We start from the raw sequence: 26,980 nt of genomic DNA, 5'->3' as shown, positions 1-26,980 counted from the left end.
ATGTTACAGGTATACCTCGTTCGCCACGGCGAAACGGAATGGAATGCGGCTCGCCGTATCCAGGGTCAGTCCGACAGCCCGTTAACCGCCCACGGTGAGCATCAGGCTCATCTGGTTGCCCAACGCGTCAGCAAGCTCGGTATCACGCACGTGATTACCAGCGATTTGGGGCGTACCCGACGCACCGCGCAAATTATCGCAGAAGCTTGCGGTTGCGAGGTTATAAACGATCCGCGTTTGCGCGAGTTACACATGGGGGTTCTGGAAGAACGCCTGATCGACAGCCTGACGCCGCAGGAAGAGCAGTGGCGCAAGCAGATGGTCGATGGTACTGCCGACGGCCGTATCCCTCAAGGTGAATCCATGAGCGAGCTGGGTGGGCGGATGCGTGAGGCGCTGGAAAGCTGCCTGATGCTGCCTGAAGGGAGCAAGCCGCTGATCGTGAGCCACGGTATCGCGCTGGGGTGTTTGATCAGCACCGTGCTAGGGTTACCGGCCTATGCCGAACGTCGCCTGCGTTTGCGCAACTGTTCGCTGTCGCGTGTCGACCATCAGCAGAGCCCTTGGCTGGCTTCCGGCTGGATAGTCGAAACGGCGGGCGATGTCACGCATCTGGACATGCCCGCACTGGACGAACTGCAGCGTTAACGGCGGATCGGGATCAAATAGTCGCAGTTGATCTCGGTCGGCGGTTGGGGTGGCCGACGGTCACCCTTGGGATAAAAGCGCTCAATGTCGTGCCCTTTGCGGCGCGTGAGTTTGAGTGCCGGCAGGCAAGTGCCGTATAGCGTCAGAATAAAGTCCTGCAGACCAGAAGTAGGGCCTTCATAACTGAACATTGCATACTCACCACCTTGCAACGTCAGCGGTTGCCCAGCCTGAATTTCCTTCGGAACGTGATGCGGTTCCAGCGCCGTGGTGTACAGCACTTCCTGCTCGTCGTCCTTTTCCTGGCTTGGCCGCGAATGGTGCAGACCGTACAGCACCGGCGGCAGCGTCTCTGCTTCGCCCAGGTATTGGCGCCAGAACTGTGAGCGCAGCTCGGTACGGAAGTTCGAAATTTGCTCCAGCGTGCACGAATAGCTTTGCGTCAGGCCAATCAGATGCTGTTCCGGCAACGTGACAAACTCTGGCTGCGGCAGGGTAAAGGCGCCCAGGCGGATTGGCGGACAGATGCCGAATGCGCTCCAGTCTTCGGCGCGGCGATACAACGCCGGCGTTTGCGCAAACTGTTTTTTAAATGCGCGCGTGAAGGTCTGCTGCGAGTCGAAGCGATACTGTAAGGCGATATCCAGAATAGGGCGGCTGGTTAAACGCAGCGCCACTGCAGCCTTGGATAATCTCCTTGCCCGGATATAAGCGCCGATGGCGTTACCGGTAATATCTTTGAACATCCGTTGTAGATGCCATTTTGAGTAACCCGCTTTCGCCGCCACGTTGTCCAGCGACAAGGGTTGGTCCAAATGGCTTTCCAGCCAGCTAAGCAGATCACGAATGATACCGGCTTGATCCATAGATCTTCCTCGTAGAGCTTTAGGGTCGGGACCCGAACTGTTTATTCGTCACGCTGGTGCTTGCGCTATCAGACCAATCCATGAGCCATTTTGCGTAGCACTCTTTGCCTCTCGCAGCGGGTTGCGCGGGAGTTGGACAGGGGCACACCTTAAAGGGCGCAAAGAAATAACGACGCCGCATAATAGCAATTTTTTTCCTCCGAGACTCTCAAAGATTTTTTTCACGCTCTGTGCTAAAAAGACCGGTGCAGACCGGAAAAACCCCTATTCTGTGACCTAAAACATAAACAATATTAATTGCCTGCGGCTATTTTTAGCGCCCAGGTTATTGGAGTTAAGTGAATGAAAAAAGGATGGATATTTTTGTTTGGTTTAGTTTGCGCAACGGTAAACAGCGCGCAGGCAGAACAGGTTGGGTCGGTGGATACGGTATTCAAACTCTTCGGTCCGGACCACAAAATCGTGGTGGAAGCATTCGACGATCCTGATGTTAAAAATGTAACTTGTTATATCAGCCGTGCCAAAACCGGTGGCATTAAAGGCGGTCTGGGATTAGCGGAAGACACTGCGGATGCAGCCATTTCTTGCCAGCAGGTCGGGCCGATCGCGCTGAACGATAAAATCAAAAACGGCAAGGCGGAAGGGACGGTGGTGTTCCAGAAGCGGACGTCGCTGGTGTTCAAGAAGCTGCAGGTGGTGCGTTTTTACGATGCGAATCGCAATGCGTTGATCTATCTGAGTTATTCAGACCGTGTGGTGGACGGTTCGCCGAAGAACGCACTGAGCGCTGTGCCGATCATCCCTTGGGGTGAGGCAAAATAAGAGACTTGGGGTTCAGTTGAACCCCAACTATTTTAACGCGCAGGCTTACTCTTCCAGATCGCCGCAGAAACGGTAGCCTTCACCGTGAATGGTAGCGATGATTTCAGGCGTGTCCGGCGTGGATTCGAAGTGCTTGCGGATGCGACGAATGGTCACGTCCACGGTGCGGTCATGCGGTTTCAGCTCGCGGCCGGTCATCTTCTTCAGCAGTTCGCCACGGGATTGGATCTTGCCCGGGTTTTCGCAGAAGTGCAGCATGGCGCGGAATTCACTGCGCGGCAATTTATATTGCTCGCCCGCTGGGCTGATCAGTGAGCGGCTGTTGATGTCCAGCTCCCAACCGTTGAACTTATAGCTTTCAACCAGACGGCGTTCTTCGCCGACGCTGCCCAGGTTCATGGTGCGGGACAGCAGGTTGCGTGCGCGAATGGTCAGTTCACGTGGATTAAATGGCTTGGTGATATAGTCATCAGCGCCGATTTCCAATCCGAGGATCTTATCAACTTCGTTATCACGGCCGGTCAGGAACATCAGCGCAACGCTGGCCTGTTCGCGCAGTTCACGCGCCAGCAGCAGGCCATTTTTGCCTGGCAGATTGATGTCCATGATAACCAGATTGATATCATTTTCAGACAGGATGTTGTGCATTTCTGCACCATCATTGGCTTCATGAACAACGTAGCCTTCCGCCTCGAAAATGCTCTTCAGGGTGTTACGAGTGACTAACTCGTCTTCGACAATCAGAATGTGCGGGGTCTGCATATTTGCTACCTAAAATTGCCAACAAAATAGAAAATAGGAAGTACAGAAGTCTTTGTTTTCTTAGCGGAGGGCAGAGATTAGCGCTCACGTTCCCTCTTACCAAATGACTACAGTACGTAAACTCGTTCTTGATGCACTTTCCATCTCATGTCAACAAGATCGCTAGCTTGGTGGGGGTGCTATTCCTTACATCCCCAAAGGTGCCAAAACGGCGCATATCCTAACCCTATTAACAGCAATATAACAGTGCGTACCGAATTCATCACCCAACAAAACTAAGCTTTGTTGACATATATCAAATTCAATTGTAGCACGTTAACAGTTTTGTGAAAAACACTTACAGAAATGCCAGCTTAAGTCACAGAACCATAAATTCTGTGTACGATTCAGCATTGTTGCGCCTAATGAGGTAGAATTAACGGCTTATTGATAAAGCAGTTATTTTAACACCTTGATTAATAAGAGTAGTAAATCATAAGAAGTAATAATATGTATTCCGTGCCATTTATAAGGCCAATAGCGCATTTACCCCTGTCTATCGCGGCCCGCGGGATTATTGTTGCACACTTGTAAATATAATCAGACTATCCTGAACAGTCAAAAACCTGCGATCCCTTATTCTGTGGAGTATTGATGCAGCTGCATATTGTTTTAGTGGCTCCGGCACGGCCGGAAAACGTCGGCGCTGCGGCGCGGGCAATGAAAACCATGGGCTTCACTTCGTTGCGTATCGTCGACAGCGAAGCGCACCTGCAGCCGGCGGCGCGTTGGGTTGCTCACGGGGCGGGGGAGATCCTCGACGGCGTGCAAACTTTCGCCACTCTGGAACAGGCTCTGGCGGACGTAGATTTCACCGTAGCCACCACGGCCCGCAGCCGGGCGCGTTTTCATTATTACTGTACGCCGCAGCAACTGTTGGGCCAACTGAGTGAGCGCAGCCAGTGGGTAAACCAGGCGGCGCTGGTGTTTGGCCGCGAAGATTCCGGCCTGACCAATGAGGAGCTGGAACTGGCGGATTTGCTGACTGGCGTACCTATGCAGGCGGATTATCCTTCGCTCAATCTCGGCCAGGCGGTGATGGTGTACTGTTATCAGCTGTCAGAGCTGATGAACGTCAGCGCGCCGCAAGAGGCGGTCGCCCACGAAGGCCAGCTTAAGGCATTGCGTCAGCGTGCTGATGGGTTACTGGCGGCGCTGGAGGTCAGTGACGATCAAAAATTGCGCGACTGGCTGCATCAACGGCTTGGTACTTTGCTACAGCGGGACACGGCGATGCTGCATACTTTGTTGCATGATATCGAAAAAAAACTGACAAAGTGATACCCGTAAACATGGCTAATTTTGCAGTGTGATCCACTGCAAATTTGCCGCCTGCCTGTCTTTTTGTTCTGTCATCTGGCTTTTCAGCTCTCGCATCGCCCGGTTAGCTAGCTGGACGATAAATAAGCAAAAAAAAGAAATAATTTGACTTGGGATAGCGATTGCTTTAACCAATAGAGGGGACAGAGTATTTAATGAGACAGACAGACAAAATGCGAAACATCAGCCTGAACACAACAATTATTACCACCACCGATACCACAGGTAACGGGGCGGGCTGACGCGTACAGGAAACAAAAGAAAAAAGCCCGCACCTAACCAGTGCGGGCTTTTTTTTCGGCTTAAATTCGGGAGAGACAAGAAATGCGAGTGCTGAAATTTGGCGGAACCTCGGTAGCGAATGCAGAACGTTTTCTGCGCGTTGCCGACATCATGGAAAGTAATGCACGTCAGGGACAGGTGGCCACGGTCTTGTCCGCTCCGGCTAAAATCACTAACCACCTGGTGGCGATGATTGAAAAAACGGTAGCGGGGCAAGACATTCTGCCAAATATGAGCGATGCAGAGCGCATCTTCGCCGACCTGCTGAGCGGGCTGGCGCAGGCGTTGCCCGGCTTTGAGTACGATCGCCTCAAGACGTTTGTCGATCAGGAGTTCGCCCAGCTCAAGCAGGTGTTGCATGGCGTTGCGTTGCTTGGACAGTGTCCGGACAGCGTGAATGCGGCCATCATCTGTCGCGGCGAGAAGCTCTCCATCGCCATCATGGAAGGGGTGTTTCGCGCCAAAGGTTTCCCGGTCACGGTGATTAACCCGGTTGAAAAGCTGCTGGCGCAGGGGCATTACCTGGAGTCCACGGTTGATATCGCAGAATCCACATTGCGTATCGCCGCATCGGCCATCCCGGCGGATCACATTGTGCTGATGGCCGGTTTCACCGCCGGCAACGACAAGGGCGAATTGGTGGTGCTGGGCCGTAACGGTTCTGACTACTCCGCCGCCGTGCTGGCCGCCTGCCTGCGCGCCGACTGCTGCGAGATCTGGACCGACGTTGACGGCGTTTATACCTGTGACCCACGCACCGTGCCGGACGCCAGGCTGTTGAAATCGATGTCGTACCAGGAAGCCATGGAGCTTTCCTACTTCGGCGCCAGCGTTCTTCATCCCCGCACCATTGCCCCCATCGCCCAGTTCCAAATCCCCTGCCTGATCAAAAACACCGCTAATCCACAGGCGCCTGGCACACTGATTGGTGGCGAAAATCTGGATTCCGATACGCCGGTGAAGGGCATCACCAACCTGAACAATATGGCGATGATCAACGTCTCCGGTCCGGGGATGAAAGGCATGGTCGGCATGGCCGCGCGGGTGTTTGCCGTGATGTCACGCGCCGGTATCTCGGTGGTGCTGATCACCCAGTCTTCTTCCGAATACAGCATCAGCTTCTGCGTGCCGCAGAGCGAACTGCAACGTGCGCGTCGTGCGCTGGAAGACGAGTTCTATCTTGAATTGAAAGACGGCCTGCTGGAGCCGCTGGACGTAATGGAACAGCTGGCGATCATCTCGGTGGTCGGCGACGGCATGCGTACCCTGCGCGGCATTTCGGCCAGCTTCTTCTCAGCGCTGGCTCGCGCCAATATCAACATTGTCGCTATTGCTCAGGGCTCGTCCGAACGCTCCATCTCGGTGGTGGTCAGCAATGATTCTGCGACCACCGGGGTGCGCGTTTGCCATCAGATGTTGTTCAACACCGATCAGGTGATTGAAGTGTTTGTCATCGGCGTTGGTGGCGTGGGCGGCGCGTTGATCGAGCAGATTTACCGTCAGCAACCTTGGCTGAAACAAAAACATATCGATCTGCGGGTGTGCGGCATTGCCAATTCGCGCGCCATGTTGACCAACATTCACGGCATTCAGCTTGAAAGCTGGCGTGATGAGCTGGCCGGCGCGCAAGAGCCGTTCAACCTGGGGCGTTTGATTCGTTTGGTGAAGGAGTACCACCTGCTGAACCCGGTGATTGTCGACTGCACCTCAAGCCAGGCCGTTGCCGATCAATATGCGGACTTCCTGGCCGACGGATTCCACGTGGTGACGCCGAACAAAAAGGCCAACACCTCGTCGATGAACTACTACCAACAGTTACGCACCGCCGCGGCCGGTTCGCGCCGCAAGTTCCTGTACGACACTAACGTCGGTGCGGGTCTGCCGGTGATCGAAAACCTGCAAAACCTGCTGAACGCCGGTGACGAGCTGACGCGTTTCTCCGGCATTCTGTCCGGTTCGCTGTCGTTTATCTTCGGCAAGCTGGACGAGGGTATGTCGCTGTCGGCGGCAACCCTGGAGGCCAAGGCCAAAGGCTATACCGAACCGGATCCCCGTGACGACCTTTCCGGTATGGACGTGGCCCGCAAGCTGCTGATCCTGGCCCGTGAAGCGGGGTATAAGCTGGAACTGGAGGATATCGAAGTCGAGTCGGCTTTGCCGCCTTCCTTTGATGCCTCCGGGGATGTGGAAACCTTTATGGCGCGCCTGCCGGAGTTGGACAAGGAATATGCCCGCAATGTGGCCAATGCCGCCGAGCAGGGCAAGGTGCTGCGTTACGTCGGTGTCATTGAAAATGGCCGCTGTCAGGTTCGCATAGATGCGGTAGACGGCAACGATCCGTTGTATAAAGTGAAGAACGGCGAGAACGCCTTGGCTTTCTACAGCCGTTACTATCAGCCGTTGCCGTTGGTGCTGCGTGGCTACGGTGCCGGTAACGATGTGACTGCAGCAGGGGTCTTCGCCGATCTGTTGCGCACACTGTCATGGAAGTTGGGAGTTTAATATGGTTAAGGTGTATGCGCCGGCCTCAATTGGCAACGTAAGCGTCGGCTTTGACGTTCTGGGTGCAGCAGTGTCACCGATCGACGGTACTTTGCTGGGCGACTGCGTCAGCGTCGAGGCTGCCGCCACGTTCAGCCTGCAGAACGCCGGTCGCTTCGTCAGCAAACTGCCGGACGATCCAAAAGAGAATATCGTTTATCAGTGCTGGCAGCGTTTCTGCCAGGAGATCGGCCGTGAGATCCCGGTGGCGATGCGGCTGGAGAAAAACATGCCGATCGGTTCGGGGTTGGGTTCCAGCGCCTGCTCGGTGGTTGCCGGGCTGATGGCGATGAATGAATTCTGCAACCGTCCTCTGGATAAAATGACCCTGCTGAGCCTGATGGGCGAGCTGGAAGGCCGCATCTCCGGCAGCGTGCATTACGACAACGTGGCGCCTTGCTACCTCGGCGGCTTGCAGCTGATGCTGGAAGAAGAAGGCTTCATCAGCCAGGAAGTGCCATGCTTTAAAGACTGGCTGTGGGTGATGGCCTATCCGGGAATCAAGGTGTCCACTGCCGAAGCGCGCGCGATTTTGCCCGCGCAGTATCGTCGTCAGGACTGTATCAGCCACGGCCGCTATCTGGCGGGCTTTATTCATGCCTGCCACACCCAGCAGCCACGCTTGGCCGCCAAACTGATGCAGGACGTGATTGCCGAGCCGTACCGCACCCGCCTGCTGCCTGGCTTCGCCGATGCGCGCAAGGCCGCGCAGGATATAGGTGCGCTGGCTTGCGGTATTTCCGGCTCCGGCCCGACGCTGTTCGCCGTCTGTGATGATGGCGCTACGGCACAACGCATGGCCGATTGGCTGACTAATCACTATCTGCAAAACGACGAAGGTTTTGTTCATATTTGCCGTCTGGATACCGCAGGCGCACGACTACTGGGATAATGCATGAAACTCTACAACCTTAAGGATCACAACGAACAGGTCAGCTTCGCGCAGGCGATCAAACAAGGCCTGGGCAAACAGCAAGGGCTGTTTTTCCCGCTGGAACTGCCGGAGTTTGAGTTGACCGAAATCGACCATCTGCTGGAGCAGGATTTTGTCACCCGCAGCAGCCGCATTCTGTCGGCGTTTATTGGCGACGAAGTTTCCGAAGAGGCTTTGCATAAGCGCGTAGCGGCGGCCTTTGAATTCCCGGCGCCGGTTGCGCAAGTGGAAGACGACATTGCCTGCCTGGAGCTGTTCCACGGCCCGACGTTGGCCTTCAAAGACTTCGGCGGCCGCTTCATGGCGCAAATGCTGGCGGAAGTGGCGGGCGATCAGCCAGTGACTATCCTGACGGCAACTTCCGGCGATACCGGCGCGGCGGTGGCTCATGCTTTCTACGGCCTGAAAAATGTTCGCGTGGTGATCCTTTACCCGCAGGGCAAAATCAGCCCGTTGCAGGAAAAACTGTTCTGCACCCTGGGCGGTAACATTCACACCGTGGCGATTGACGGCGACTTCGACGCCTGTCAGGCCCTGGTCAAACAGGCATTTGACGATCAGGAACTGAAAGAAGCGCTGCACCTGAACTCGGCCAACTCGATCAACATCAGCCGCCTGCTGGCGCAGATTTGCTACTACTTCGAAGCGGTAGCGCAACTGCCGCAGGAAGCGCGTAATCAACTGGTGATTTCGGTGCCAAGCGGCAACTTCGGCGATCTGACCGCCGGCTTGTTGGCCAAATCGCTGGGCCTGCCGGTGAAGCGTTTTATCGCCGCGACCAATGCCAACGATACCGTGCCGCGCTTCCTGACGAATGGTCAGTGGCAGCCGCATGCCACGGTGGCAACGCTGTCGAACGCGATGGACGTCAGCCAGCCGAATAACTGGCCGCGCGTAGAAGAGCTGTTCCGTCGGAAGATTTGGCAGTTGAAAGAACTGGGGCACGCAACGGTGAGTGACGAAACCACCAAGGACAGCATGCGTGAGCTGGCGCAACTGGGCTACCTTTCTGAGCCGCATGCGGCAATCGCTTATCGCGCGTTGCGTGACCAGTTGCAGGAAGGGGAGTTTGGCTTGTTCCTCGGCACCGCGCATCCGGCCAAGTTTAAAGAGAGCGTAGAAGAAATTCTCGGTCAGGAGCTGCCGCTGCCGAAGGCGCTGGCACTGCGCGCCGATTTACCGCTGCTGTCCCACAACCTGCCGGCCGGTTTTAGCGAGCTGCGCAAGTTCCTGATGGCCTTGCCTGCCTGATCCCCCTGGGTGCATAAAGCGAAAAGCCGTCATTGCGACGGCTTTTTTTATGGGCGTGGCGGATTACTGTTCGGGGCGTTTGAACACCAGTTCGTTGCCTTTGGAGTCGGCTTCATCGAAGGCGTAACCTTCCAGGTTGAAACCAAGCAGTTGTTCGCGCTGCGTCAGGCGATTCTTGATGATATAGCGGCTCATCAATCCACGCGCCTTCTTGGCGTAGAAGCTGATCACCTTGTATTTGCCGTTCTTCTCGTCGAGGAACACCGGCTTAATCAGCGTGCCGTGCAGTTTGGCCGGTTTCACCGATTTGAAGTATTCGTCGGAAGCCAGGTTGACCACCACGTCGTCCCCCTGTTGCTCCAGCGCTTCGTTAAGTTTTTTGGTGATCTGCTCGCCCCAGAAGCTGTACAAATCCTTGCCCTTGGCGTTGTCCAGTTTGATGCCCATCTCCAGACGGTAAGGCATCATCAGATCGAGTGGGCGCAGCACGCCGTATAGCCCGGACAGCATGCGCAGATGCTGTTGGGCGAAGTCAAAATCGCCCTCGTTGAAATCCTGTGCGTGCAAACCGGTATAGACATCGCCTTTGAAAGCCAATAGTGCCTGGCGAGCGTTGTCCGGGGTGAACTTTGGCTGCCAGTCGCCAAAGCGAGCGGCGTTCAACCCGGCCAGTTTGTCGCTGATGCCCATCAGCTTGGCGATTTGTACCGGCGTCAGCTCGCGGCAGATCTTGATCAACTGCTTCGACTTGTCCAGCAGCTCCGGCTGCGTGAAGCGTTCTGTTGCCAACGGGCTTTCGTAATCAAGGGTTTTTGCAGGTGAAATAATAACGAGCATGGCCAGATCCTGTTTATCCAAGAACGGATACTGTAGCAAAAAGCGCGGGAAAAAGGGTCAATAGGTCTGATAGGCAGGGCGCGTGCCAGACGCGCCCGTAAAAACTCAGTTTTTATCCCACACGCCGGGTTCCAGTTGAGACTTCAGTTCCGGAAAACGGTTGGCGTCGAAAGTAGGCAATTTGCCCAGCGTGCGCTGGCGGTGATAATCATCGGCCAGTTTCAGCGCCACTTTTGACAACAGCAGGATGGCCGTCAGGTTGGTGATGGCCATTAACGCCATGGAGGTGTCCGCCATCTTCCATACCACCGGCAACTCGGCCAGCGCGCCAAACATCACCATCCCCAGCGCGGCACAGCGGAAAACCAGCAGACCGGCCGGGTGATTATGCTCGAGGAACACCAGATTACTCTCGGCATAGGCATAGTTGGCGATAATCGAGGTAAAGGCGAAGAAGAAAATGGCGATGGCGACAAAGGGGGAGCCCCAGCTGCCGACGGCGGCGGATAATGCCCTCTGGGTCATGTCGATACCGCTGACGTTGGCCACCGGCTGATCCAGTACGCCGGAGGACAGAATGATCGCGGCGGTCGCGCTGCAAATCACGATGGTATCGATAAAGACCCCAAGCATCTGCACGTAGCCCTGGGAGGCCGGATGTGGCGGGTAAGGGGTAGCGGACGCCGCCGCATTGGGGGCAGAGCCCATACCGGCCTCGTTGGAGAACAGGCCACGCTGAACGCCCTGGGTCATCGCCTGTGAAATACCGTAGCCGACGGCGCCGGCGGCCGCTTCCTGCAGCCCGAAGGCGCTCTTGAACACCAGCGACAAGATTGCCGGCATATGCTCAATGTTATGGCCAATCACCCAGAAGGCCAGCAGCAAATAAGCTGCGGCCATCAGTGGCACCACCCATTCGGCTACGCGGGCAACGGAACGGATGCCGCCGAAGATCACCAGACCGCTCAGGATCACCAGACCGATACCGACATACAGAGGCTTCACGTGGAAGGCGACGGCGGAGGCCTGGGCAATGGAATTGGCCTGCACGGCGTTGAACACTAATCCGAAGGCAATTATCAGGAAGATGGAAAACAGCACGCCCATCCAGCGCATGCCCAGTCCTTTCTCCATATAGTAAGCCGGACCACCGCGGTAGTTACCCCGATCGTCTTTGGTTTTGTAGAGTTGTGCCAGGCTGCTTTCGACAAAAGAAGTGGCCATGCCGATGAACGCCACCACCCACATCCAGAAGATGGCTCCCGGGCCACCGGCGGTGAGGGCAATAGCCACGCCGGTCAGATTACCGGTTCCGACGCGCGCGGCGAGAGTGGTGCACAAAGCTTGAAAAGAGGAGATGCCAGCGCTGTCGCTTTTGTTGCTGTGCTTGAGCACCGAGAACATGTGGCTGAAATGGCGGACCTGGATAAAGCGGGTGCGTAGGGTGAAGTAAATGCCTGTGCCGAGCAGCAAATAAATCAGTACCGAGCCCCACAAAATATTATTTATAAAATTCATCAGGTCCGTCACGGATCCCTCCTTGTTGTTATTTGTTACGCACCGCGTCGCGTCCACCACGGGTGAAAATATATTGATTGAATTTTTACAAGAGCTTAGCTGAAACCGGCTGGGTTCCGAGCAATTGAGATTTTTCTCAGATTACTCACCCTATTGCATCAATTTTCGCGAATTTAACATAATTTATTCAATCGATAGCACGTTATTGCCTTTTCATCAGCTCGAGAATGACGAAAGATACTGGCGTAAACGGTTGCTCGCTCAAGGATAAAACTAGCGCCGCCGGGCCGCGATTTTCCAGCCTTGCACCGGGCCTTGCGCATGTTATTATCAGGGCAGGGCATGGTTGAACGATGCCAAAAGTTCATGCACAAACGATGAGATAATGCCAACATGACCGATAAATTAACTTCCCTGCGCCAACTCACTACCGTGGTTGCAGATACGGGCGATATCGCGGCAATGAAGCTGTATCAACCGCAAGATGCTACGACCAACCCTTCGCTGATCCTCAATGCAGCCCAAATTCCTGAATACCGCAAACTGATTGACGAAGCCATTGCCTGGGCGCGCGAGCAGAGCAGCGATCGCGAACAGCAAATCGCCGACGCCGCCGACAAGCTGGCCGTCAACATCGGTCTGGAAATCCTTAAGCTGGTTCCTGGCCGTATCTCTACCGAAGTGGACGCACGCCTGTCCTACGACACCGTGGCCAGCGTTGCCAAGGCCAAGCGCCTGATCAAACTGTACAACGATGCCGGCATCAGCAACGATCGCATCCTGATCAAACTGGCTTCCACCTGGCAGGGCATCCGCGCTGCAGAGCAGTTGGAGAAAGAAGGCATCAACTGTAACCTGACGCTGCTGTTCTCCTTCGCCCAGGCGCGTGCCTGTGCCGAAGCCGGTGTGTACCTGATCTCTCCGTTTGTCGGTCGTATCCTCGACTGGTACAAAGCCAACGGCGACAAAAAAGAGTTCGCGCCGCACGAAGATCCGGGCGTGGTTTCCGTTACCGAGATCTACCAGTATTACAAAGAGCACGGTTACAAAACCGTGGTGATGGGTGCCAGCTTCCGTAACGTCGGTGAAATCATCGAACTGGCCGGCTGTGACCGTCTGACCATCGCCCCTGCATTGCTGAAAGAGCTGGCAGAGAGCGAAGGTTCTCTGGAGCGTAAACTGGCTTACACCGGCGAAGTGAAAGCGCGTCCTGCGCCGCTGACCGAGCCTGAGTTCTACTGGCAGCACAACCAGGATCCAATGGCGGTTGAGAAACTGACCGACGGTATCCGCAAGTTTGCCGTAGACCAGGGCAAGCTGGAAAAAATGATCGCCGATTTGCTGTAATTCAGGCAGTCTGCGCAGAAAAAGGTGGCTTAGGCCGCCTTTTTTTATGCTCGCAGATCCCCGGCGCGGGCAGACACCTTATACTCTCGGAATGAATAACAGGGCGGGAAGCGAACCCGTTCGAACCCCATTAGGCTGTAGAGGTTACGCATGGACATATTACGTATTGGTTTGGTTTCCGTTTCTGACCGCGCTTCCGGCGGCGTTTACCAGGACAAAGGCATACCGGCTTTGGAAGCGTGGCTGACCGACGCGCTGGCCACGCCGTTCAAACTGGAAACCCGGCTGATCCCCGATGAGCAAACGTTGATCGAGCAAACCCTGTGTGAGCTGGTGGATGAAATGGGCTGCCATCTGGTGCTGACGACCGGCGGTACCGGGCCGGCGCGACGTGACGTGACCCCGGACGCCACGCTGGCGATCGCCGATCGCGTGATGCCTGGCTTCGGCGAGCAAATGCGTCAAATCAGCCTACACTTTGTGCCAACGGCAATTCTTTCACGCCAGGTGGGGGCGATCCGCAAGCAGGCGCTGATCATCAACCTGCCGGGACAACCCAAGTCAATCAAGGAAACGCTGGAAGGGGTCAGGGACGAGCAGGGCAAGGTGGTGGTGCATGGTATCTTCGCCAGCGTGCCGTACTGCATCCAACTGCTCGAGGGGCCTTATGTGGAAACTCAGGCTGAAGTGGTAGCAGCATTTCGTCCGAAGAATGCGCGTCGCGAGATAAACCTCTAAATTTCAGCGTTATGTGAGATAAGCCCCAAGCGATCTGGTGTGAAAATATTTTGCCGTTATAGTAAGGATTCGTTTACAGAAAGCCACTGGCTTTTATTTTAACAGTCTCCTCCGACGGTACCCTATGCCTCACGATAATAATCGCCGGTTAAGCCGGCAAGACTACAAAACTCTGACGTTAGCTGCCTTGGGCGGAGCGCTGGAGTTCTACGACTTCATCATTTTCGTTTTCTTTGCTGCGGTGATGGGCGAACTTTTCTTCCCGGCGGATATGCCTGAATGGCTGCGTCAGGTGCAAACCTTCGGCATCTTTGCCGCCGGTTACCTGGCCCGTCCGTTGGGTGGCATCGTGATGGCGCACTTCGGCGATTTGGTCGGCCGTAAAAAGATGTTCAGCCTGAGCATTCTGCTGATGGCGCTACCGACGCTGGGCATGGGCTTGTTACCGACCTACGCCAGCATCGGTATTGCCGCACCGCTGTTGTTGCTGCTGATGCGCGTGCTGCAGGGCGCAGCGATTGGGGGTGAAGTGCCGGGGGCCTGGGTGTTTGTTGCCGAACACGTGCCGCGCCGCCGCATTGGTTTTGCCTGCGGCACCCTGACCGCCGGTCTGACGGTCGGTATCTTGCTGGGCTCGTTGGTGGCGACGGTGATCAACACCACGCTCAGCCAACAGACCATTGCCGAAGGGGGCTGGCGCATTCCCTTCCTGCTGGGCGGTATTTTCGGCCTGGTGGCGATGTACCTGCGCCGCTGGTTGCAGGAAACGCCAATTTTCATCGAGATGCAGGCGCGCAAAGCCCTGGCGGAGGAGCTGCCGCTGAAGTCCGTGGTGCTGAACCATCGCAAGGAAGTGGCGGTGTCGATGCTGCTGACCTGGCTGCTGTCCGCCGGTATCGTGGTAGTGATCCTGATGACCCCCACCTATCTGCAAAAGCAGTTCGGTATCGCCCCGGCGCTGTCGCTGCAGGCGAACAGCATTGCCACCATCATGCTGATTGCCGGTTGCATCATCGCGGGTTTGGCGGCGGATCGCTTCGGTGCCAGCAAAACCTTTATCGTTGGCAGTTTGCTGTTGGCCGGCTGCAGCTGGCTGTTTTATCGCACGGTGGGAGAACACCCGGAAATGCTGTTCGCCTGCTATGCGCTGGTGGGCTTCAGCGTGGGCGTGGTGGGCGCTGTACCCTATGTGATGGTGCGGGCTTTTCCGGCGGAAGTACGATTTACCGGGATTTCGTTCTCATATAATGTCGCATACGCTATTTTTGGGGGTTTAACCCCAATATTTGTGACGTTGATCATGAAGTTAACCCCGTTAGCGCCCGCTTACTACGTGTTGGCGCTGTCGGGAATAGGACTGCTGCTGGGGATTTACCTTCATCGCGATCTGAACAGCGAAACCAAGGCGCAACGCGCCGGTTCTTACAGCTAAAAAAAAAAGCCCTGCAATCAACCGCAGGGCTTTTCATTTCAGGTCAATGACGCTTAGGCCACTGCCCGGATAGGTTCTACATTGTTGACGCTGGGTTCGCCAATCGGCAGCACCGTACGGCCAAACTGCTCGTTGAGCACTTCCGCCATGGCCAGGTAGATGGCGCTGGCGCCGCAGATGATGCCTTCGTAGCCGGCAAATTTCAGCAGCGCAGGGTTGCCGATGATGTTACCTACGGCCAGCAGGGCGAACAGCAGCGTCAGGCTGCCGAACACGAACTGCAGCACGCGGTTGGCGCGCAGGGTGCCGAAGAACATGAACAGGGTGAAGACGCCCCACAGTGCCAGATAGATCCCCAGCACGCTGGCGTCGGTCGGTTCAGCCAGGCCCAGGCGCGGCAGCAGCAGCAGCCCGACCAGGCTCAGCCAGAAGCTGCCGTAAGAGATAAAGGCCGTCATGCCAAAGGTGTTGCCTTTCTTGTATTCCAGCAGGCCAGCCATAATCTGAGCCAGTCCACCGAAGAAAATCCCCATGCTGATGATGGAAGAGTTCAATGGGAAAAAGCCCGCGTTGTGCAGGTTCAGCAAGACGGTGGTCATCCCGAAGCCCATCAGGCCGAGAGGGCCGGGATTCGCCAACTTGTTGGTGTGCATATGTCCTCTGCGATAACAGAATTTTAACGAAAATGGATAGGTAAATTCATAAATGGTCTGAATGGCCGAAAAACCCATAACTTCCATCAGAGCGCGCGGCATCATAATGATCCCCAGAACAGGAAACAATGATCTGAGTGACGATAAAAACGAATTTTTTTTTGCCCTGCCCCTTGATGCTGGATTGTATGGCCCCATCTTATTTGCAACCGCAGTTGCTGACCGCGGGTAAGTCTGAAATGTCGGGCAGTTGAAAAGCAAAAATTCGCCCGCATATAGGTTAGCAACCTGACCGAATATGAATTTATTAGTGGAGACGTTTAGATGGGCAAAATTATTGGTATCGACCTGGGTACTACCAACTCTTGTGTAGCAATTATGGATGGTGGTAAAGCACGCGTGCTGGAGAACAGCGAAGGCGACCGTACTACACCTTCGATCATCGCATATACCCAGGATGGTGAAATCCTGGTTGGCCAGCCTGCTAAGCGTCAGGCTGTTACTAACCCACAAAACACCCTGTTTGCGATCAAGCGCCTGATTGGCCGTCGCTTCCAGGATGAAGAAGCACAGCGTGATAAAGACATCATGCCGTACAAAATTGTGGCTGCTGATAACGGCGACGCATGGGTAGAAGTGAAAGGCCAGCGTGTTGCACCTCCGCAGATCTCTGCTGAAGTGCTGAAGAAAATGAAGAAAACGGCGGAAGATTACCTGGGCGAACCGGTAACTGAAGCGGTTATCACCGTACCTGCATACTTCAACGACGCACAGCGTCAGGCGACCAAAGACGCCGGCCGTATCGCAGGTCTGGAAGTAAAACGTATCATCAACGAACCGACCGCTGCGGCCCTGGCTTACGGCCTGGACAAAGAAGTCGGCAACCGTACCATCGCGGTTTATGACCTGGGTGGCGGTACTTTCGATATCTCCATTATCGAAATCGACGAAGTTGACGGTGAAAAAACCTTCGAAGTTCTGGCAACCAACGGTGATACCCACCTGGGTGGTGAAGACTTCGACAGCCGCCTGATCAACTATCTGGTGGAAGAGTTCAAGAAAGAACAAGGTTTCGATCTGCGCAACGATCCGTTGGCGATGCAGCGTCTGAAAGAAGCCGCTGAGAAAGCGAAGATTGAACTGTCTTCCGCTCAGCAGACCGACGTAAACCTGCCGTACATTACTGCAGATGCGAGCGGTCCAAAACACATGAACATCAAAGTGACCCGTGCAAAACTCGAGTCGCTGGTAGAAGATCTGGTTGCGCGTTCTATCGAGCCGCTGAAAGTCGCTCTGAAAGACGCAGGCCTGTCGGTTTCCGACATTCAGGACGTGATCCTGGTGGGCGGCCAGACCCGTATGCCAATGGTTCAGAAGAAAGTCGCTGACTTCTTCGGTAAAGAACCGCGTAAAGACGTTAACCCGGACGAAGCCGTTGCGGTGGGTGCTGCGGTACAGGGCGGCGTGTTGGCCGGTGACGTGAAGGACGTTCTGCTGCTGGACGTTACCCCGCTGTCGCTGGGTATCGAAACCATGGGCAGCGTGATGACTCCGCTGATCACCAAAAACACCACCATCCCGACCAAGCACAGCCAGGTGTTCTCTACCGCTGAAGACAACCAGTCTGCGGTAACCATCCACGTGCTGCAGGGTGAGCGTAAACGCGCTAACGATAACAAGTCACTGGGCCAGTTCAATCTGGACGGCATCCAGGCGGCTCCACGCGGTATGGCGCAAATCGAAGTGACCTTCGACATCGACGCCGACGGTATTCTGCACGTGTCTGCCAAAGACAAGAATACTGGCCGTGAGCAGAAGATCACCATCAAGGCTTCTTCTGGTCTGAACGAAGAAGAAATCCAGAAAATGGTGCGCGATGCTGAAGTGAACGCCGAAGCTGACCGTAAGTTCGAAGAGCTGGTGCAGACCCGTAACCAGGCCGACCACCTGATCCACGGTACCCGTAAGCAGTTGGAAGAAGCGGGCGACAAACTGCCGGCGGAAGACAAAACGGCTATCGAAGCGGCGCTGAAAGATCTGGAAGTTGCGGTTAAAGGCGAAGATAAAGCCGAGATCGAAGCTAAGACCCAGGCTCTGGTGCAGGTCTCCGGCAAGCTGCTGGAAATGGCTCAGGCGCAGCAGGCTCAGCAAGGTGCTGATGCCGGTGCTGACAACGCGGCGCAGAAAGACGACGACGTGGTTGACGCTGAGTTCGAAGAAGTTAAAGACAAAAAATAATCGCCCTTAAGCGGGCACGGAACGGCCGAGAGGCCGTTACCGGAAACCAGCACGGGCGTCGAGGCAACTCTACGCCCGTGCACGCATGTTAAGGGTTACAGAAATAATGGCGAAGAAAGACTATTACGAGATTCTCGGCGTCTCCAAGACGGCGGAAGAACGTGAGATCAAAAAGGCGTATAAGCGCCTGGCGATGAAGTACCATCCTGACCGCAACCAGGATCAGGACGCCGAAGCCAGATTTAAAGAGGTCAAGGAAGCGTACGAAGTTCTGACCGACGATCAAAAGCGTGCGGCCTACGATCAATACGGCCATGCGGCGTTTGAACAAGGCGGCATGGGCGGCGGCGGTGGATTTGGCGGCGGCGGTGCCGACTTTAGCGATATCTTTGGCGACGTATTTGGCGACATCTTCGGTGGTGGCCGTCGTCAACGCGCCAGCCGTGGTTCCGATCTGCGCTACAACATGGAGCTGTCCCTCGAGGAAGCGGTTCGTGGCGTGACCAAAGAGATCCGCATCCCGACGCTGGAAGAGTGTGGCGTTTGCCACGGCAGCGGCGCGAAGCCAGGCAGCTCGCCGGTGACCTGTCCAACCTGTCACGGTCAGGGCCAGGTGCAGATGCGCCAGGGCTTCTTTACCGTGCAGCAGGCCTGTCCGCACTGTCATGGCCGCGGTCAGATCATCAAAGACCCTTGCAACAGCTGCCACGGCCACGGCCGGGTAGAGAAAGCCAAAACGCTGTCGGTGAAAATCCCGGCCGGCGTGGATACCGGTGACCGCATCCGCCTGGCGGGTGAGGGTGAAGCAGGCGAACACGGCGCACCGGCTGGCGATCTGTACGTTCAGGTTCAGGTGAAAGCTCACCCTATCTTCGAGCGTGAAGGCAACAACCTGTACTGTGAAGTACCGATTAACTTCGCGATGGCAGCATTGGGCGGTGAGATCGAAGTGCCGACGCTGGATGGCCGAGTGAAGCTGAAAGTGCCGACGGAAACCCAGACCGGCAAGCTGTTCCGCATGCGCGGCAAGGGTGTTAAATCGGTACGTGGCGGCAGCCAGGGTGACCTGCTGTGTCGCGTGGTGGTGGAAACCCCGGTTAACCTGAACGACAAGCAGAAGCAGTTGCTGAAGGAACTGGAGGAAAGCCTGGGTGGCCCTTCCGGTGATAAAAACAGTCCGCGTTCGAAAAGTTTCTTCGATGGCGTGAAAAAGTTTTTTGACGACCTGACGCGTTAAGCTTCTGTCTCCGTTAGCGTTCTGCATAACCCCGGTGTCAAAACCGGGGTTTTTTATTGACGTTCACTTGCCAATACCCCTATAAAAAATGTGACATACATCGTAAATAGATCGGTTTTATCGATGTTTAAAGCATTTATAAACGTATTTTATCGAGCTAAATCGCCGTCTATACTCGTTCCATTACTTTGTCTGCGGGGGCCTTGCGCCACGCACAAATCTGGAGAGACGTATTGTGACCAACATTATTCGTCAGTTTTTGCGTCAGGAGGCCGCGGGCGGCATCATCCTGATCGTAGCCGCGATTATTGCGTTGATCATGGCCAATACCCCGGCTCAGGGGATCTATCACGCTTTCCTCAATTTACCGGTCATGGTGAAAGTGTCTTCGCTGGAGATTGCCAAGCCGCTGCTGTTGTGGATTAACGATGGCCTGATGGCGATCTTTTTCCTGGTGGTCGGGCTGGAGGTAAAGCGTGAGCTGATGCAGGGCTCATTGGCCGGTCGCGATAAGGCGGTCTTCCCGGCAATTGCCGCGCTGGGTGGCATGCTGGCGCCGGCGCTGATTTACCTGATGTTCAACGGCGCGGACGAGGTGACCCGTCAGGGCTGGGCAATCCCGGCGGCGACCGATATTGCGTTTGCCCTCGGGGTGATGGCGCTGTTGGGTAACCGCGTGCCAACCAGCCTGAAGGTGTTCCTGCTGGCGCTGGCGATTATTGATGATCTGGGCGTGATCGTGATTATCGCGTTGTTCTACACCCATGAAGTCTCGATGGTGGCGTTGGGCGTGGCGGCGGCCGCTGTTGCCGTATTGGCGTTTATGAACTGGCGCGGCGTGGGGAAAACTTCGCTCTATATGATTGTCGGCCTGGTGCTGTGGGTAGCGATCCTAAAATCCGGGGTGCATGCAACGCTCGCCGGGGTGATCGTCGGCTTTATGATCCCGCTGAACGTGAAGAAAGGCCCGTCGCCTTCAGAAACGTTAGAGCATGAACTGCATCCGTGGGTGGCCTTTATGATCCTGCCGCTGTTTGCTTTCGCCAACGCCGGCGTTTCATTACAGGGCGTGTCGTTGAGTGGGCTGACCTCACTGTTGCCGGTCGGGATCGCAGCGGGTCTGTTTATCGGTAAGCCGTTGGGTATCTTCACCTTTAGCCTGTTGGCGGTGAAGCTGGGGATTGCCAGGTTGCCTGAAGGAATTGGTTTCAAACAGGTGTTTGCCGTTTCTGTGCTCTGTGGTATTGGTTTCACCATGTCGATTTTCATCGCGTCACTGGCGTTTGGTGATGCGGATGTTGTACTAAGCACCTATTCGCGACTGGGGATCCTGATTGGGTCAACCACGGCGGCGGTAGTCGGGTACGGTCTGTTGCGCATGTCGTTACCACGGGTCAGATAACCCCTTTAGGGTATCCCCTGTTTGCGGGGACACACTACAATAGCTGGTCGGAGCTGCACAGTATAAAATATGTGCAGCTTCGGCCGTTCTGTTTGGGACGAATGCAGCAACAGGTTGTCTGAAACAGGGAAAGGACATTAGTCGCTCGTCACGGTCGAAAGTTCGCCGCGATGAAATGTTAAGGAGAGCACCTCGTGAGGATGTCGCATATCAACTTTAATCACCTTTACTACTTCTGGCAGGTCTGCAAGGAAGGTTCTGTGGTCGGCGCCGCCGAAGCGTTGTTTCTGACGCCACAGACCATCACGGGCCAGATCAAAGCGCTGGAAGAACGTTTGGACGGCAAGCTGTTCAAGCGGCAGGGGCGTGGGCTGGTGCCTTCTGAATTGGGGCAGCTGGTGTTCCGCTATGCCGACAAGATGTTTATGCTCAGCCAGGAAATGCTGGATATCGTCAACTATCGCAAGGAATCCAACCTGCTGTTCGACGTAGGGGTGGCGGATGCGCTGTCCAAGCGTTTGGTGAGCCAGGTTCTGGAAACGGCGGTGGTGGTGGATAATGAGCAAATTCACCTGCGTTGCTTTGAGTCGACGCATGAGATGCTGTTGGAGCAGCTCAGCCAGCATAAGCTCGATATGATCCTGTCAGACTGCCCGGTGGACTCCAGCCAGCAGGAAGGGCTGTTTTCACTCAAGCTGGGTGAGTGCGGCATCAGCTTCTTCTGTCGTCAGCCGGCGCCGGATCTGCCGTTCCCCGCTTGCCTGGAGCAGCGCAAATTGTTGATCCCTGGCCGACGTTCGATGCTGGGGCGTAAATTGCTTAACTGGTTTAACACTCAAGGCATTCAGGTGGAAATCCTGGGCGAGTTTGATGATGCGGCCCTGATGAAGACCTTTGGCATGTACCACAACGCGATCTTCGTTGCTCCGACGCTGTATGCGCAAGATACCTATAACGACGATGACGTGGTGGAGATTGGACGTATTGATAGCGTGCAGGAAGAGTACTACATCATTTTTGCCGAGCGTATGATCCAGCATCCGGCGGTACAGCGGGTGTGCAACAAGGACTTCTCTGCGCTGTTTGCCTACTAGACCGGGTAGCGCAGACGTAAAAAAACCGGCCAGAGCCGGTTTTTTTTTCAAGCAGACAACACTTTGCTTATTACAAAGCGTTGATGCGCGCCGACAGGTTTGACTTATGGCGTGCTGCTTTGTTTTTGTGGATCAGGCCTTTAGCAGCCTTGCGGTCCACGATTGGTTTCATTACAGCGTAAGCAGCTTGCGCAGCTTCTTTGTCGCCAGTGGCGATAGCAGCTTCTACTTTCTTGATGTAGGTACGCATCATTGAGCGGCCGCTAGCGTTATGCTTACGACGCTTCTCAGACTGTACGGCGCGCTTCTTAGCTGATTTGATATTAGCCAAGGTCCAACTCCCAAATATATTCTATTGAGGACAATTCGAAGGCCGAGGAATATGCCCTTTTAGCCTGCGTTTGTCAATGAATTTGTGCAAATAAGCGCCGTTTGTACGGGCGGCACTTGCTACGTTGTGATGGCGCAGGATTTTACCAGCTTCGGTCATGGGAATACAGTCTTTCGCGAGAAAATTCACCAATGATTTGCCAGGGTGGTCGCAACCCATTGGCCGCAGTCGGTAATCACGCGGATGACGCCGGATAAACTGCGGTTAGAGCGTTTCACCTGCAGATTATCTCCGGTATGGTATGTCTATTACATAAAGGCACCAATCGCGGGTTAACCTTAACCGCTGTACAAGGTATAATCCGGCGATTTCCACTGTTTTGAGCCAGCTATGGAGCTAATTCGCGGCATTCACAATATCCGGGCACGCCACCATGGTTGCGTGCTCACCATCGGCAACTTTGACGGCGTACACCGCGGTCACCAAGCGTTGCTGGAGCAGCTGAAACAAGAGGGGCAACGCCTCGGGCTGCCAGTGATGGTCATGATCTTTGAGCCGCAGCCGCTGGAAATGTTTGCAGCGGACAAGGCACCGGCCCGTCTCACGCGTTTGCGTGACAAGGCCAAATATCTGGCGCAGGCGGGCGTTGATTACCTGCTGTGCGTCAAGTTTGATCCGCGTTTTGCCGCCAACACGGCACAGGCGTTCGTCGCCGAACTGCTGGTGGAAAAACTGGGCGTGAAATTCCTGATGGTTGGGGATGATTTTCGCTTTGGCGCTACCCGCCAGGGCGATTTTCCGCTATTGCAAAAAGCCGGGAAAGAATACGGTTTTGAGGTGATCAGCACGCCGACCTTCCGCGAGGGCGATCAACGCATCAGCAGCACGGCGATCCGCAATGCGCTGCGCGATGACGACCTGGCGCAGGCGGAGACGCTGCTGGGCCACCCGTACAGCATTTCTGGTCGGGTGGTGCACGGCGATGAGCTGGGTCGTACCATCGGCTTCCCGACCGCCAACCTGCCGCTGAAGCGCCTGGTTGCCCCGGTGAAAGGGGTTTATGCGGTAGAAGTTTATGGTCTGGGGCCTGAGCCGCTCCCTGGCGTAGCCAATATCGGCACGCGCCCAACCGTTGCCGGTGTGCGTCAGCAGCTGGAAGTCCACCTGCTGGATGTCACAATGGATCTTTACGGGCGCCATATAGACGTGGTGCTCCGCGCGAAATTGCGCAATGAACAGCGTTTTGCTTCGCTCGATGCCCTGAAGCAGCAAATCGCCAATGATGTGGTGACGGCCCGAAAGTTCTTCGGGCTACAGACACCGGTTTAATCTCTATAGCCGAAAACGGAACCGAGAATCTAATGAGTGACTACAAGAATACCCTGAACTTGCCGGAAACAGGGTTCCCGATGCGCGGCGATCTGGCCAAGCGTGAACCTGGCATGCTGCAACGTTGGTATGAACAGGATCTGTACGGGATTATTCGTACTGCCAAAAAGGGCAAAAAATCCTTCATTTTGCATGACGGCCCTCCGTATGCGAACGGCAGCATTCACATTGGTCACTCGGTTAACAAGATTCTCAAAGACATTATTATCAAGTCGAAAGGGATGTCCGGCTTCGACTCGCCTTATGTTCCGGGTTGGGACTGCCACGGCCTGCCTATCGAACTGAAAGTTGAACAGCTGTACGGCAAGCCGGGTGAGAAACTCACCGCTGCGGAATTCCGTGTGAAGTGCCGTGAGTACGCCGCAGAGCAGGTTGAAGGTCAGAAGAAAGACTTTATCCGTCTGGGCGTGTTGGGCGACTGGGATCACCCGTACCTGACCATGGACTTCAAAACCGAAGCCAATATCATCCGCGCGTTGGGTAAAATCATCGACAACGGCCACCTGCTGAAAGGCGCCAAGCCGGTGCACTGGTGTACCGACTGCCGCTCTTCGCTGGCGGAAGCGGAAGTGGAATATTACGACAAGACTTCGCCGTCGATCGATGTGGCTTTCCACGCGGTTGACGCGGCTGCCGTGGCGGCCAAGTTTGGCGTTACCAGCTTCAACGGCCCGGTCTCTCTGGTGATCTGGACCACTACGCCGTGGACCTTGCCGGCTAACCGCGCGATCTCTTTGCACCCGGAATTTGCTTATCAATTGGTACAGGTTGAAGGTCAGTGCCTGATCCTGGCGGCTGAACTGGTGGAAAGCGTAATGAAGCGCGCCGGTATCAGCTCATGGACCGTGCTGGGCAGCTGCAAAGGCGCCGATCTGGAACTGATGCGTTTCGAACACCCGTTCATGGGCTTCGACGTGCCGGCGATCATGGGCGAACACGTCACGCTGGATGCCGGTACCGGTGCGGTCCATACCGCCGGTGGCCACGGTCCGGATGACTTTGTCATCAGCCAGAAATACGGTCTGGAGATTGCCAACCCGGTAGGGCCGAACGGCTGCTACCTGACCGGAACTCATCCGCTGCTGGACGGCAAGTTTGTCTTCAAGGCCAACGATCTGATCGTAGATCTGCTGCGTGAGAAAGGCGCACTGCTGCACGTGGAAAAATTGGTTCACAGCTACCCATGCTGCTGGCGTCACAAAACGCCGATCATCTTCCGCGCAACGCCACAGTGGTTCATCAGCATGGATCAGAAAGGCCTGCGCAAGCAGTCGCTGGAAGAGATCAAAGGCGTGCAGTGGATCCCGGAATGGGGCCAGGCACGTATCGAAACCATGGTTGCCAATCGTCCGGACTGGTGTATTTCGCGTCAGCGTACCTGGGGCGTGCCGATGTCGCTGTTCGTGCACAAAGACACCGAGCAACTGCACCCACGCAGCGTTGAGCTGATGGAAGAAGTGGCGAAGCGCGTTGAGCAAGACGGCATCCAAGCCTGGTGGGATCTGGACGCGGCCGATATTCTCGGCGCGGATGCTGCCGACTACGTCAAAGTGCCTGATACCCTGGACGTGTGGTTCGACTCCGGTTCTACCCACTCTTCCGTGGTCGACGTGCGTCCTGAGTTCCAGGGCCACGGTGCCGACATGTATCTGGAAGGCTCCGATCAGCACCGCGGCTGGTTTATGTCATCGTTGATGATTTCCACGGCGATGAAGGGCAAGGCGCCATACAAAGAAGTGCTGACCCACGGCTTCACCGTTGACGGTCAGGGCCGCAAGATGTCCAAGTCCATCGGCAACACCGTCAGTCCACAAGACGTGATGAACAAGCTGGGTGGCGATATCCTGCGCCTGTGGGTGGCCTCTACCGACTACACCGGTGAAATCGCGGTGTCCGACGAGATCCTCAAACGCTCCGCCGACTCTTACCGCCGCATCCGTAACACCGCGCGCTTCCTGCTGGCCAACCTGAACGGGTTTGAGCCAAGCACCGATTGCGTGGCCCCGGAAGACATGGTGGTACTGGATCGCTGGGCGGTGGGTCGTGCACTGGCGGCGCAAAAGGATATCGAACAGGCTTACGCCAACTACGATTTCCATGAAGTGGTGCAGCGCCTGATGCAGTTCTGTTCGGTCGAGATGGGCTCCTTCTATCTGGATATCATCAAGGATCGTCAGTACACCGCGAAGAGCGACAGCGTCGCCCGTCGTAGCTGCCAGACCGCATTGTTCCACATCGCGGAAGCGCTGGTTCGCTGGATGGCGCCGATCATGTCGTTCACCGCCGATGAAATCTGGAGCTTCCTGCCAGGCAAACGTGCCCAATACGTGTTCACCGAAGAGTGGTACGACGGCCTGTTCGGCTTGGCCGAAGGTGAAGGCATGAACGACGCTTTCTGGGCCGAGCTGCTGAAAGTTCGCGGCGAAGTGAACAAGGTGCTGGAGCAGGCACGTGCCGACAAACGCCTGGGGGGTTCTCTGGAAGCGGCGGTCACGCTGTATGCCGACACCGAACTGGCCGAGCGTCTTAACAGCCTGCAGGATGAGCTGCGCTTTGTGTTGCTGACCTCGGCAGCGCGCGTTGCTCCACTGGCCGATGCGCCGGCGGATGCACAAACAGCAGAATTGGTGAAAGGTCTGAAAATTGCCTTCAGCACCGCAGAAGGTGAGAAGTGCCCGCGCTGCTGGCATTACACCACCGATATCGGCCTGGTGGCGGAGCATGCAGATCTTTGCGGCCGCTGTGTGATCAACGTAGCCGGTGACGGCGAAAAGCGTAAGTTTGCCTAAATGAGTAAACCAATCTGTTCGACCGGTCTGCGCTGGCTGTGGCTGGTGGTGGTGGTGTTGGTACTGGATTTCGCCAGCAAACAGTGGATCCTCGGTAACTTTGTGCTGGGCCAGACCCAGCCGCTGATCCCGTCGTTCAATCTGTTTTATGCGCGCAACTACGGCGCCGCCTTCAGCTTCCTCGCCGATCACGGCGGTTGGCAGCGCTGGTTCTTTGCCGGCATCGCCGTCGCTATCGTGGCGGTGTTGTTGGTGATGATGTACCGCAGCCAGGCGCAGCAAAAGCTGAACAATATTGCCTATGCTTTTATCATCGGCGGGGCGCTCGGCAACCTGTTCGATCGCCTGTGGCACGGCTTTGTGGTCGATTTCATCGACTTCTACGTAGGCGACTGGCATTACCCGACCTTCAACCTGGCGGACAGCTTTATCTGCGTGGGGGCGGCGATGATCGTGCTGGAAGGCTTCTTGTCGCCGGCGAGCAAAAGCGCAAAGAGTAAAGGTGAGTAA

23 protein-coding genes and 1 other annotated feature are annotated in these 26,980 nt (G+C 55.7%); of the genes, 17 read left to right on the top strand and 6 right to left on the bottom strand.

Going from position 1 to position 26,980, the window contains the following annotated elements:
• Positions 1–648 (top strand): 2,3-diphosphoglycerate-dependent phosphoglycerate mutase GpmB, encoded by a 648-nt coding sequence (gpmB, locus tag H5P17_RS00360; protein ID WP_044554108.1) that lies wholly within the window; start codon positions 1–3, stop codon positions 646–648.
• Here gpmB and robA read toward each other — a convergent pair.
• Entirely contained in the window at positions 645–1,514 is an 870-nt protein-coding gene (robA, locus tag H5P17_RS00355) for an MDR efflux pump AcrAB transcriptional activator RobA (RefSeq protein ID WP_182820696.1), read from the bottom strand. The genes gpmB and robA overlap by 4 nt on opposite strands.
• Positions 1,515–1,856: 342 nt before the next feature.
• Between robA and creA the strand changes: the two genes are divergently transcribed.
• Positions 1,857–2,336 carry a protein CreA gene (creA, locus tag H5P17_RS00350; RefSeq protein WP_044554110.1) on the top strand — a complete coding sequence of 160 codons (480 nt, stop codon included), beginning with the start codon at positions 1,857–1,859 and terminating at the stop codon, positions 2,334–2,336.
• Positions 2,337–2,381: 45 nt separating this feature from the next.
• Here creA and arcA read toward each other — a convergent pair whose 3' ends face one another.
• Entirely contained in the window at positions 2,382–3,098 is a 717-nt protein-coding gene (gene arcA, locus H5P17_RS00345; RefSeq protein WP_004949989.1) for a two-component system response regulator ArcA, read from the bottom strand.
• A 633-nt stretch (positions 3,099–3,731) separates the two neighbouring features.
• Between arcA and H5P17_RS00340 the strand changes: the two genes are divergently transcribed.
• From H5P17_RS00340 to thrC, 5 genes are all read left to right on the top strand, one after another.
• Positions 3,732–4,418, top strand: a complete 687-nt coding sequence (locus tag H5P17_RS00340; RefSeq protein ID WP_182820694.1) for a tRNA/rRNA methyltransferase — start codon at positions 3,732–3,734, stop codon at positions 4,416–4,418.
• A 194-nt stretch (positions 4,419–4,612) separates the two neighbouring features.
• Positions 4,613–4,699, top strand: a complete 87-nt coding sequence (gene thrL, locus H5P17_RS00335; protein WP_071592991.1) for a thr operon leader peptide — start codon at positions 4,613–4,615, stop codon at positions 4,697–4,699.
• Positions 4,638–4,756 (top strand) — a sequence feature (Thr leader region). (Overlaps the previous gene by 62 nt.)
• A gap of 25 nt (positions 4,757–4,781) precedes the next feature.
• A complete protein-coding gene (gene thrA / locus H5P17_RS00330) occupies positions 4,782–7,241 on the top strand; it encodes a bifunctional aspartate kinase/homoserine dehydrogenase I (RefSeq protein ID WP_122077094.1) in 2,460 nt (819 codons plus the stop codon).
• A 1-nt stretch (position 7,242) separates the two neighbouring features.
• Entirely contained in the window at positions 7,243–8,172 is a 930-nt protein-coding gene (gene thrB, locus H5P17_RS00325) for a homoserine kinase (protein ID WP_044554113.1), read from the top strand.
• A gap of 3 nt (positions 8,173–8,175) precedes the next feature.
• Complete coding sequence (gene thrC, locus H5P17_RS00320) at positions 8,176–9,465, top strand: threonine synthase (protein ID WP_044554114.1); 1,290 nt, start codon at positions 8,176–8,178, stop codon at positions 9,463–9,465.
• A 63-nt stretch (positions 9,466–9,528) separates the two neighbouring features.
• Here thrC and yaaA read toward each other — a convergent pair whose 3' ends face one another.
• On the bottom strand, positions 9,529–10,302 hold the full coding sequence (gene yaaA, locus H5P17_RS00315) for a peroxide stress protein YaaA (RefSeq protein WP_182820692.1): 774 nt from the start codon (positions 10,300–10,302) through the stop codon (positions 9,529–9,531).
• Positions 10,303–10,407: 105 nt separating this feature from the next.
• Positions 10,408–11,832 (bottom strand): sodium:alanine symporter family protein, encoded by a 1,425-nt coding sequence (locus H5P17_RS00310; RefSeq protein WP_182820690.1) that lies wholly within the window; start codon positions 11,830–11,832, stop codon positions 10,408–10,410.
• A gap of 381 nt (positions 11,833–12,213) precedes the next feature.
• Between H5P17_RS00310 and tal the strand changes: the two genes are divergently transcribed.
• The 3 genes from tal (at position 12,214) to H5P17_RS00295 (ending at position 15,337) form a co-directional block, all read left to right on the top strand.
• A complete protein-coding gene (tal, locus tag H5P17_RS00305; RefSeq protein ID WP_044554117.1) occupies positions 12,214–13,167 on the top strand; it encodes a transaldolase in 954 nt (317 codons plus the stop codon).
• A gap of 150 nt (positions 13,168–13,317) precedes the next feature.
• The gene (mog, locus tag H5P17_RS00300) at positions 13,318–13,905 is read left to right on the top strand and encodes a molybdopterin adenylyltransferase (protein ID WP_182820688.1); all 588 of its coding nucleotides are present in this window, start codon (positions 13,318–13,320) and stop codon (positions 13,903–13,905) included.
• A 124-nt stretch (positions 13,906–14,029) separates the two neighbouring features.
• Positions 14,030–15,337 (top strand): MFS transporter, encoded by a 1,308-nt coding sequence (locus H5P17_RS00295; RefSeq protein ID WP_182820686.1) that lies wholly within the window; start codon positions 14,030–14,032, stop codon positions 15,335–15,337.
• Between the two features lie 53 nt (positions 15,338–15,390).
• Here H5P17_RS00295 and satP read toward each other — a convergent pair whose 3' ends face one another.
• A complete protein-coding gene (satP, locus tag H5P17_RS00290; protein WP_182820684.1) occupies positions 15,391–15,990 on the bottom strand; it encodes an acetate uptake transporter in 600 nt (199 codons plus the stop codon).
• A 324-nt stretch (positions 15,991–16,314) separates the two neighbouring features.
• Between satP and dnaK the strand changes: the two genes are divergently transcribed.
• The 4 genes from dnaK to nhaR all read left to right on the top strand — a co-directional run bounded on the left by dnaK (position 16,315) and on the right by nhaR (position 21,961).
• Positions 16,315–18,228, top strand: a complete 1,914-nt coding sequence (gene dnaK / locus H5P17_RS00285) for a molecular chaperone DnaK (protein ID WP_020825147.1) — start codon at positions 16,315–16,317, stop codon at positions 18,226–18,228.
• Between the two features lie 106 nt (positions 18,229–18,334).
• Positions 18,335–19,465 carry a molecular chaperone DnaJ gene (dnaJ, locus tag H5P17_RS00280; protein WP_020825148.1) on the top strand — a complete coding sequence of 377 codons (1,131 nt, stop codon included), beginning with the start codon at positions 18,335–18,337 and terminating at the stop codon, positions 19,463–19,465.
• A gap of 235 nt (positions 19,466–19,700) precedes the next feature.
• Positions 19,701–20,867 (top strand): Na+/H+ antiporter NhaA, encoded by a 1,167-nt coding sequence (gene nhaA, locus H5P17_RS00275; RefSeq protein ID WP_044554120.1) that lies wholly within the window; start codon positions 19,701–19,703, stop codon positions 20,865–20,867.
• Between the two features lie 194 nt (positions 20,868–21,061).
• Positions 21,062–21,961, top strand: a complete 900-nt coding sequence (gene nhaR, locus H5P17_RS00270) for a transcriptional activator NhaR (protein ID WP_004950031.1) — start codon at positions 21,062–21,064, stop codon at positions 21,959–21,961.
• Between the two features lie 70 nt (positions 21,962–22,031).
• On the opposite strand, the gene rpsT is transcribed toward nhaR, so the two are convergent.
• Entirely contained in the window at positions 22,032–22,292 is a 261-nt protein-coding gene (gene rpsT / locus H5P17_RS00265; protein WP_012005147.1) for a 30S ribosomal protein S20, read from the bottom strand.
• A 390-nt stretch (positions 22,293–22,682) separates the two neighbouring features.
• On the opposite strand from rpsT, the gene ribF reads away from it, so the two are divergent.
• From ribF to lspA, 3 genes are read left to right on the top strand one after another with little or no spacing between them, the layout of a single operon-like run.
• On the top strand, positions 22,683–23,621 hold the full coding sequence (ribF, locus tag H5P17_RS00260; protein ID WP_044554121.1) for a bifunctional riboflavin kinase/FAD synthetase: 939 nt from the start codon (positions 22,683–22,685) through the stop codon (positions 23,619–23,621).
• A gap of 32 nt (positions 23,622–23,653) precedes the next feature.
• Entirely contained in the window at positions 23,654–26,470 is a 2,817-nt protein-coding gene (gene ileS / locus H5P17_RS00255) for an isoleucine--tRNA ligase (protein ID WP_044554122.1), read from the top strand.
• Positions 26,471–26,980, top strand: coding sequence for a signal peptidase II (gene lspA, locus H5P17_RS00250; protein WP_044554123.1), 510 nt, complete (start codon positions 26,471–26,473; stop codon positions 26,978–26,980).

It is taken from the genome of Serratia sp. OS31 (assembly GCF_014164835.1).
Taxonomy (GTDB): domain Bacteria; phylum Pseudomonadota; class Gammaproteobacteria; order Enterobacterales; family Enterobacteriaceae; genus Serratia; species Serratia liquefaciens_A.
Note: the sequence above shows the minus strand (reverse complement) of the source record. Positions and strands in the feature narration are given on the sequence as shown.

Excerpts from the sequence above, each read along its gene's own strand:
- gpmB (WP_044554108.1), top strand. The coding sequence starts at position 1 with ATGTTACAGGTATACCTCGTTCGCCACGGCGAAACGGAATGGAATGCG.
- robA (WP_182820696.1), bottom strand. The coding sequence starts at position 1,514 with ATGGATCAAGCCGGTATCATTCGTGATCTGCTTAGCTGGCTGGAAAGC.
- creA (WP_044554110.1), top strand. The coding sequence starts at position 1,857 with ATGAAAAAAGGATGGATATTTTTGTTTGGTTTAGTTTGCGCAACGGTA.
- arcA (WP_004949989.1), bottom strand. The coding sequence starts at position 3,098 with ATGCAGACCCCGCACATTCTGATTGTCGAAGACGAGTTAGTCACTCGT.
- H5P17_RS00340 (WP_182820694.1), top strand. The coding sequence starts at position 3,732 with ATGCAGCTGCATATTGTTTTAGTGGCTCCGGCACGGCCGGAAAACGTC.
- thrL (WP_071592991.1), top strand. The coding sequence starts at position 4,613 with ATGAGACAGACAGACAAAATGCGAAACATCAGCCTGAACACAACAATT.
- thrA (WP_122077094.1), top strand. The coding sequence starts at position 4,782 with ATGCGAGTGCTGAAATTTGGCGGAACCTCGGTAGCGAATGCAGAACGT.
- thrB (WP_044554113.1), top strand. The coding sequence starts at position 7,243 with ATGGTTAAGGTGTATGCGCCGGCCTCAATTGGCAACGTAAGCGTCGGC.
- thrC (WP_044554114.1), top strand. The coding sequence starts at position 8,176 with ATGAAACTCTACAACCTTAAGGATCACAACGAACAGGTCAGCTTCGCG.
- yaaA (WP_182820692.1), bottom strand. The coding sequence starts at position 10,302 with ATGCTCGTTATTATTTCACCTGCAAAAACCCTTGATTACGAAAGCCCG.
- tal (WP_044554117.1), top strand. The coding sequence starts at position 12,214 with ATGACCGATAAATTAACTTCCCTGCGCCAACTCACTACCGTGGTTGCA.
- mog (WP_182820688.1), top strand. The coding sequence starts at position 13,318 with ATGGACATATTACGTATTGGTTTGGTTTCCGTTTCTGACCGCGCTTCC.
- H5P17_RS00295 (WP_182820686.1), top strand. The coding sequence starts at position 14,030 with ATGCCTCACGATAATAATCGCCGGTTAAGCCGGCAAGACTACAAAACT.
- satP (WP_182820684.1), bottom strand. The coding sequence starts at position 15,990 with ATGCACACCAACAAGTTGGCGAATCCCGGCCCTCTCGGCCTGATGGGC.
- dnaK (WP_020825147.1), top strand. The coding sequence starts at position 16,315 with ATGGGCAAAATTATTGGTATCGACCTGGGTACTACCAACTCTTGTGTA.
- dnaJ (WP_020825148.1), top strand. The coding sequence starts at position 18,335 with ATGGCGAAGAAAGACTATTACGAGATTCTCGGCGTCTCCAAGACGGCG.
- ribF (WP_044554121.1), top strand. The coding sequence starts at position 22,683 with ATGGAGCTAATTCGCGGCATTCACAATATCCGGGCACGCCACCATGGT.
- ileS (WP_044554122.1), top strand. The coding sequence starts at position 23,654 with ATGAGTGACTACAAGAATACCCTGAACTTGCCGGAAACAGGGTTCCCG.
- lspA (WP_044554123.1), top strand. The coding sequence starts at position 26,471 with ATGAGTAAACCAATCTGTTCGACCGGTCTGCGCTGGCTGTGGCTGGTG.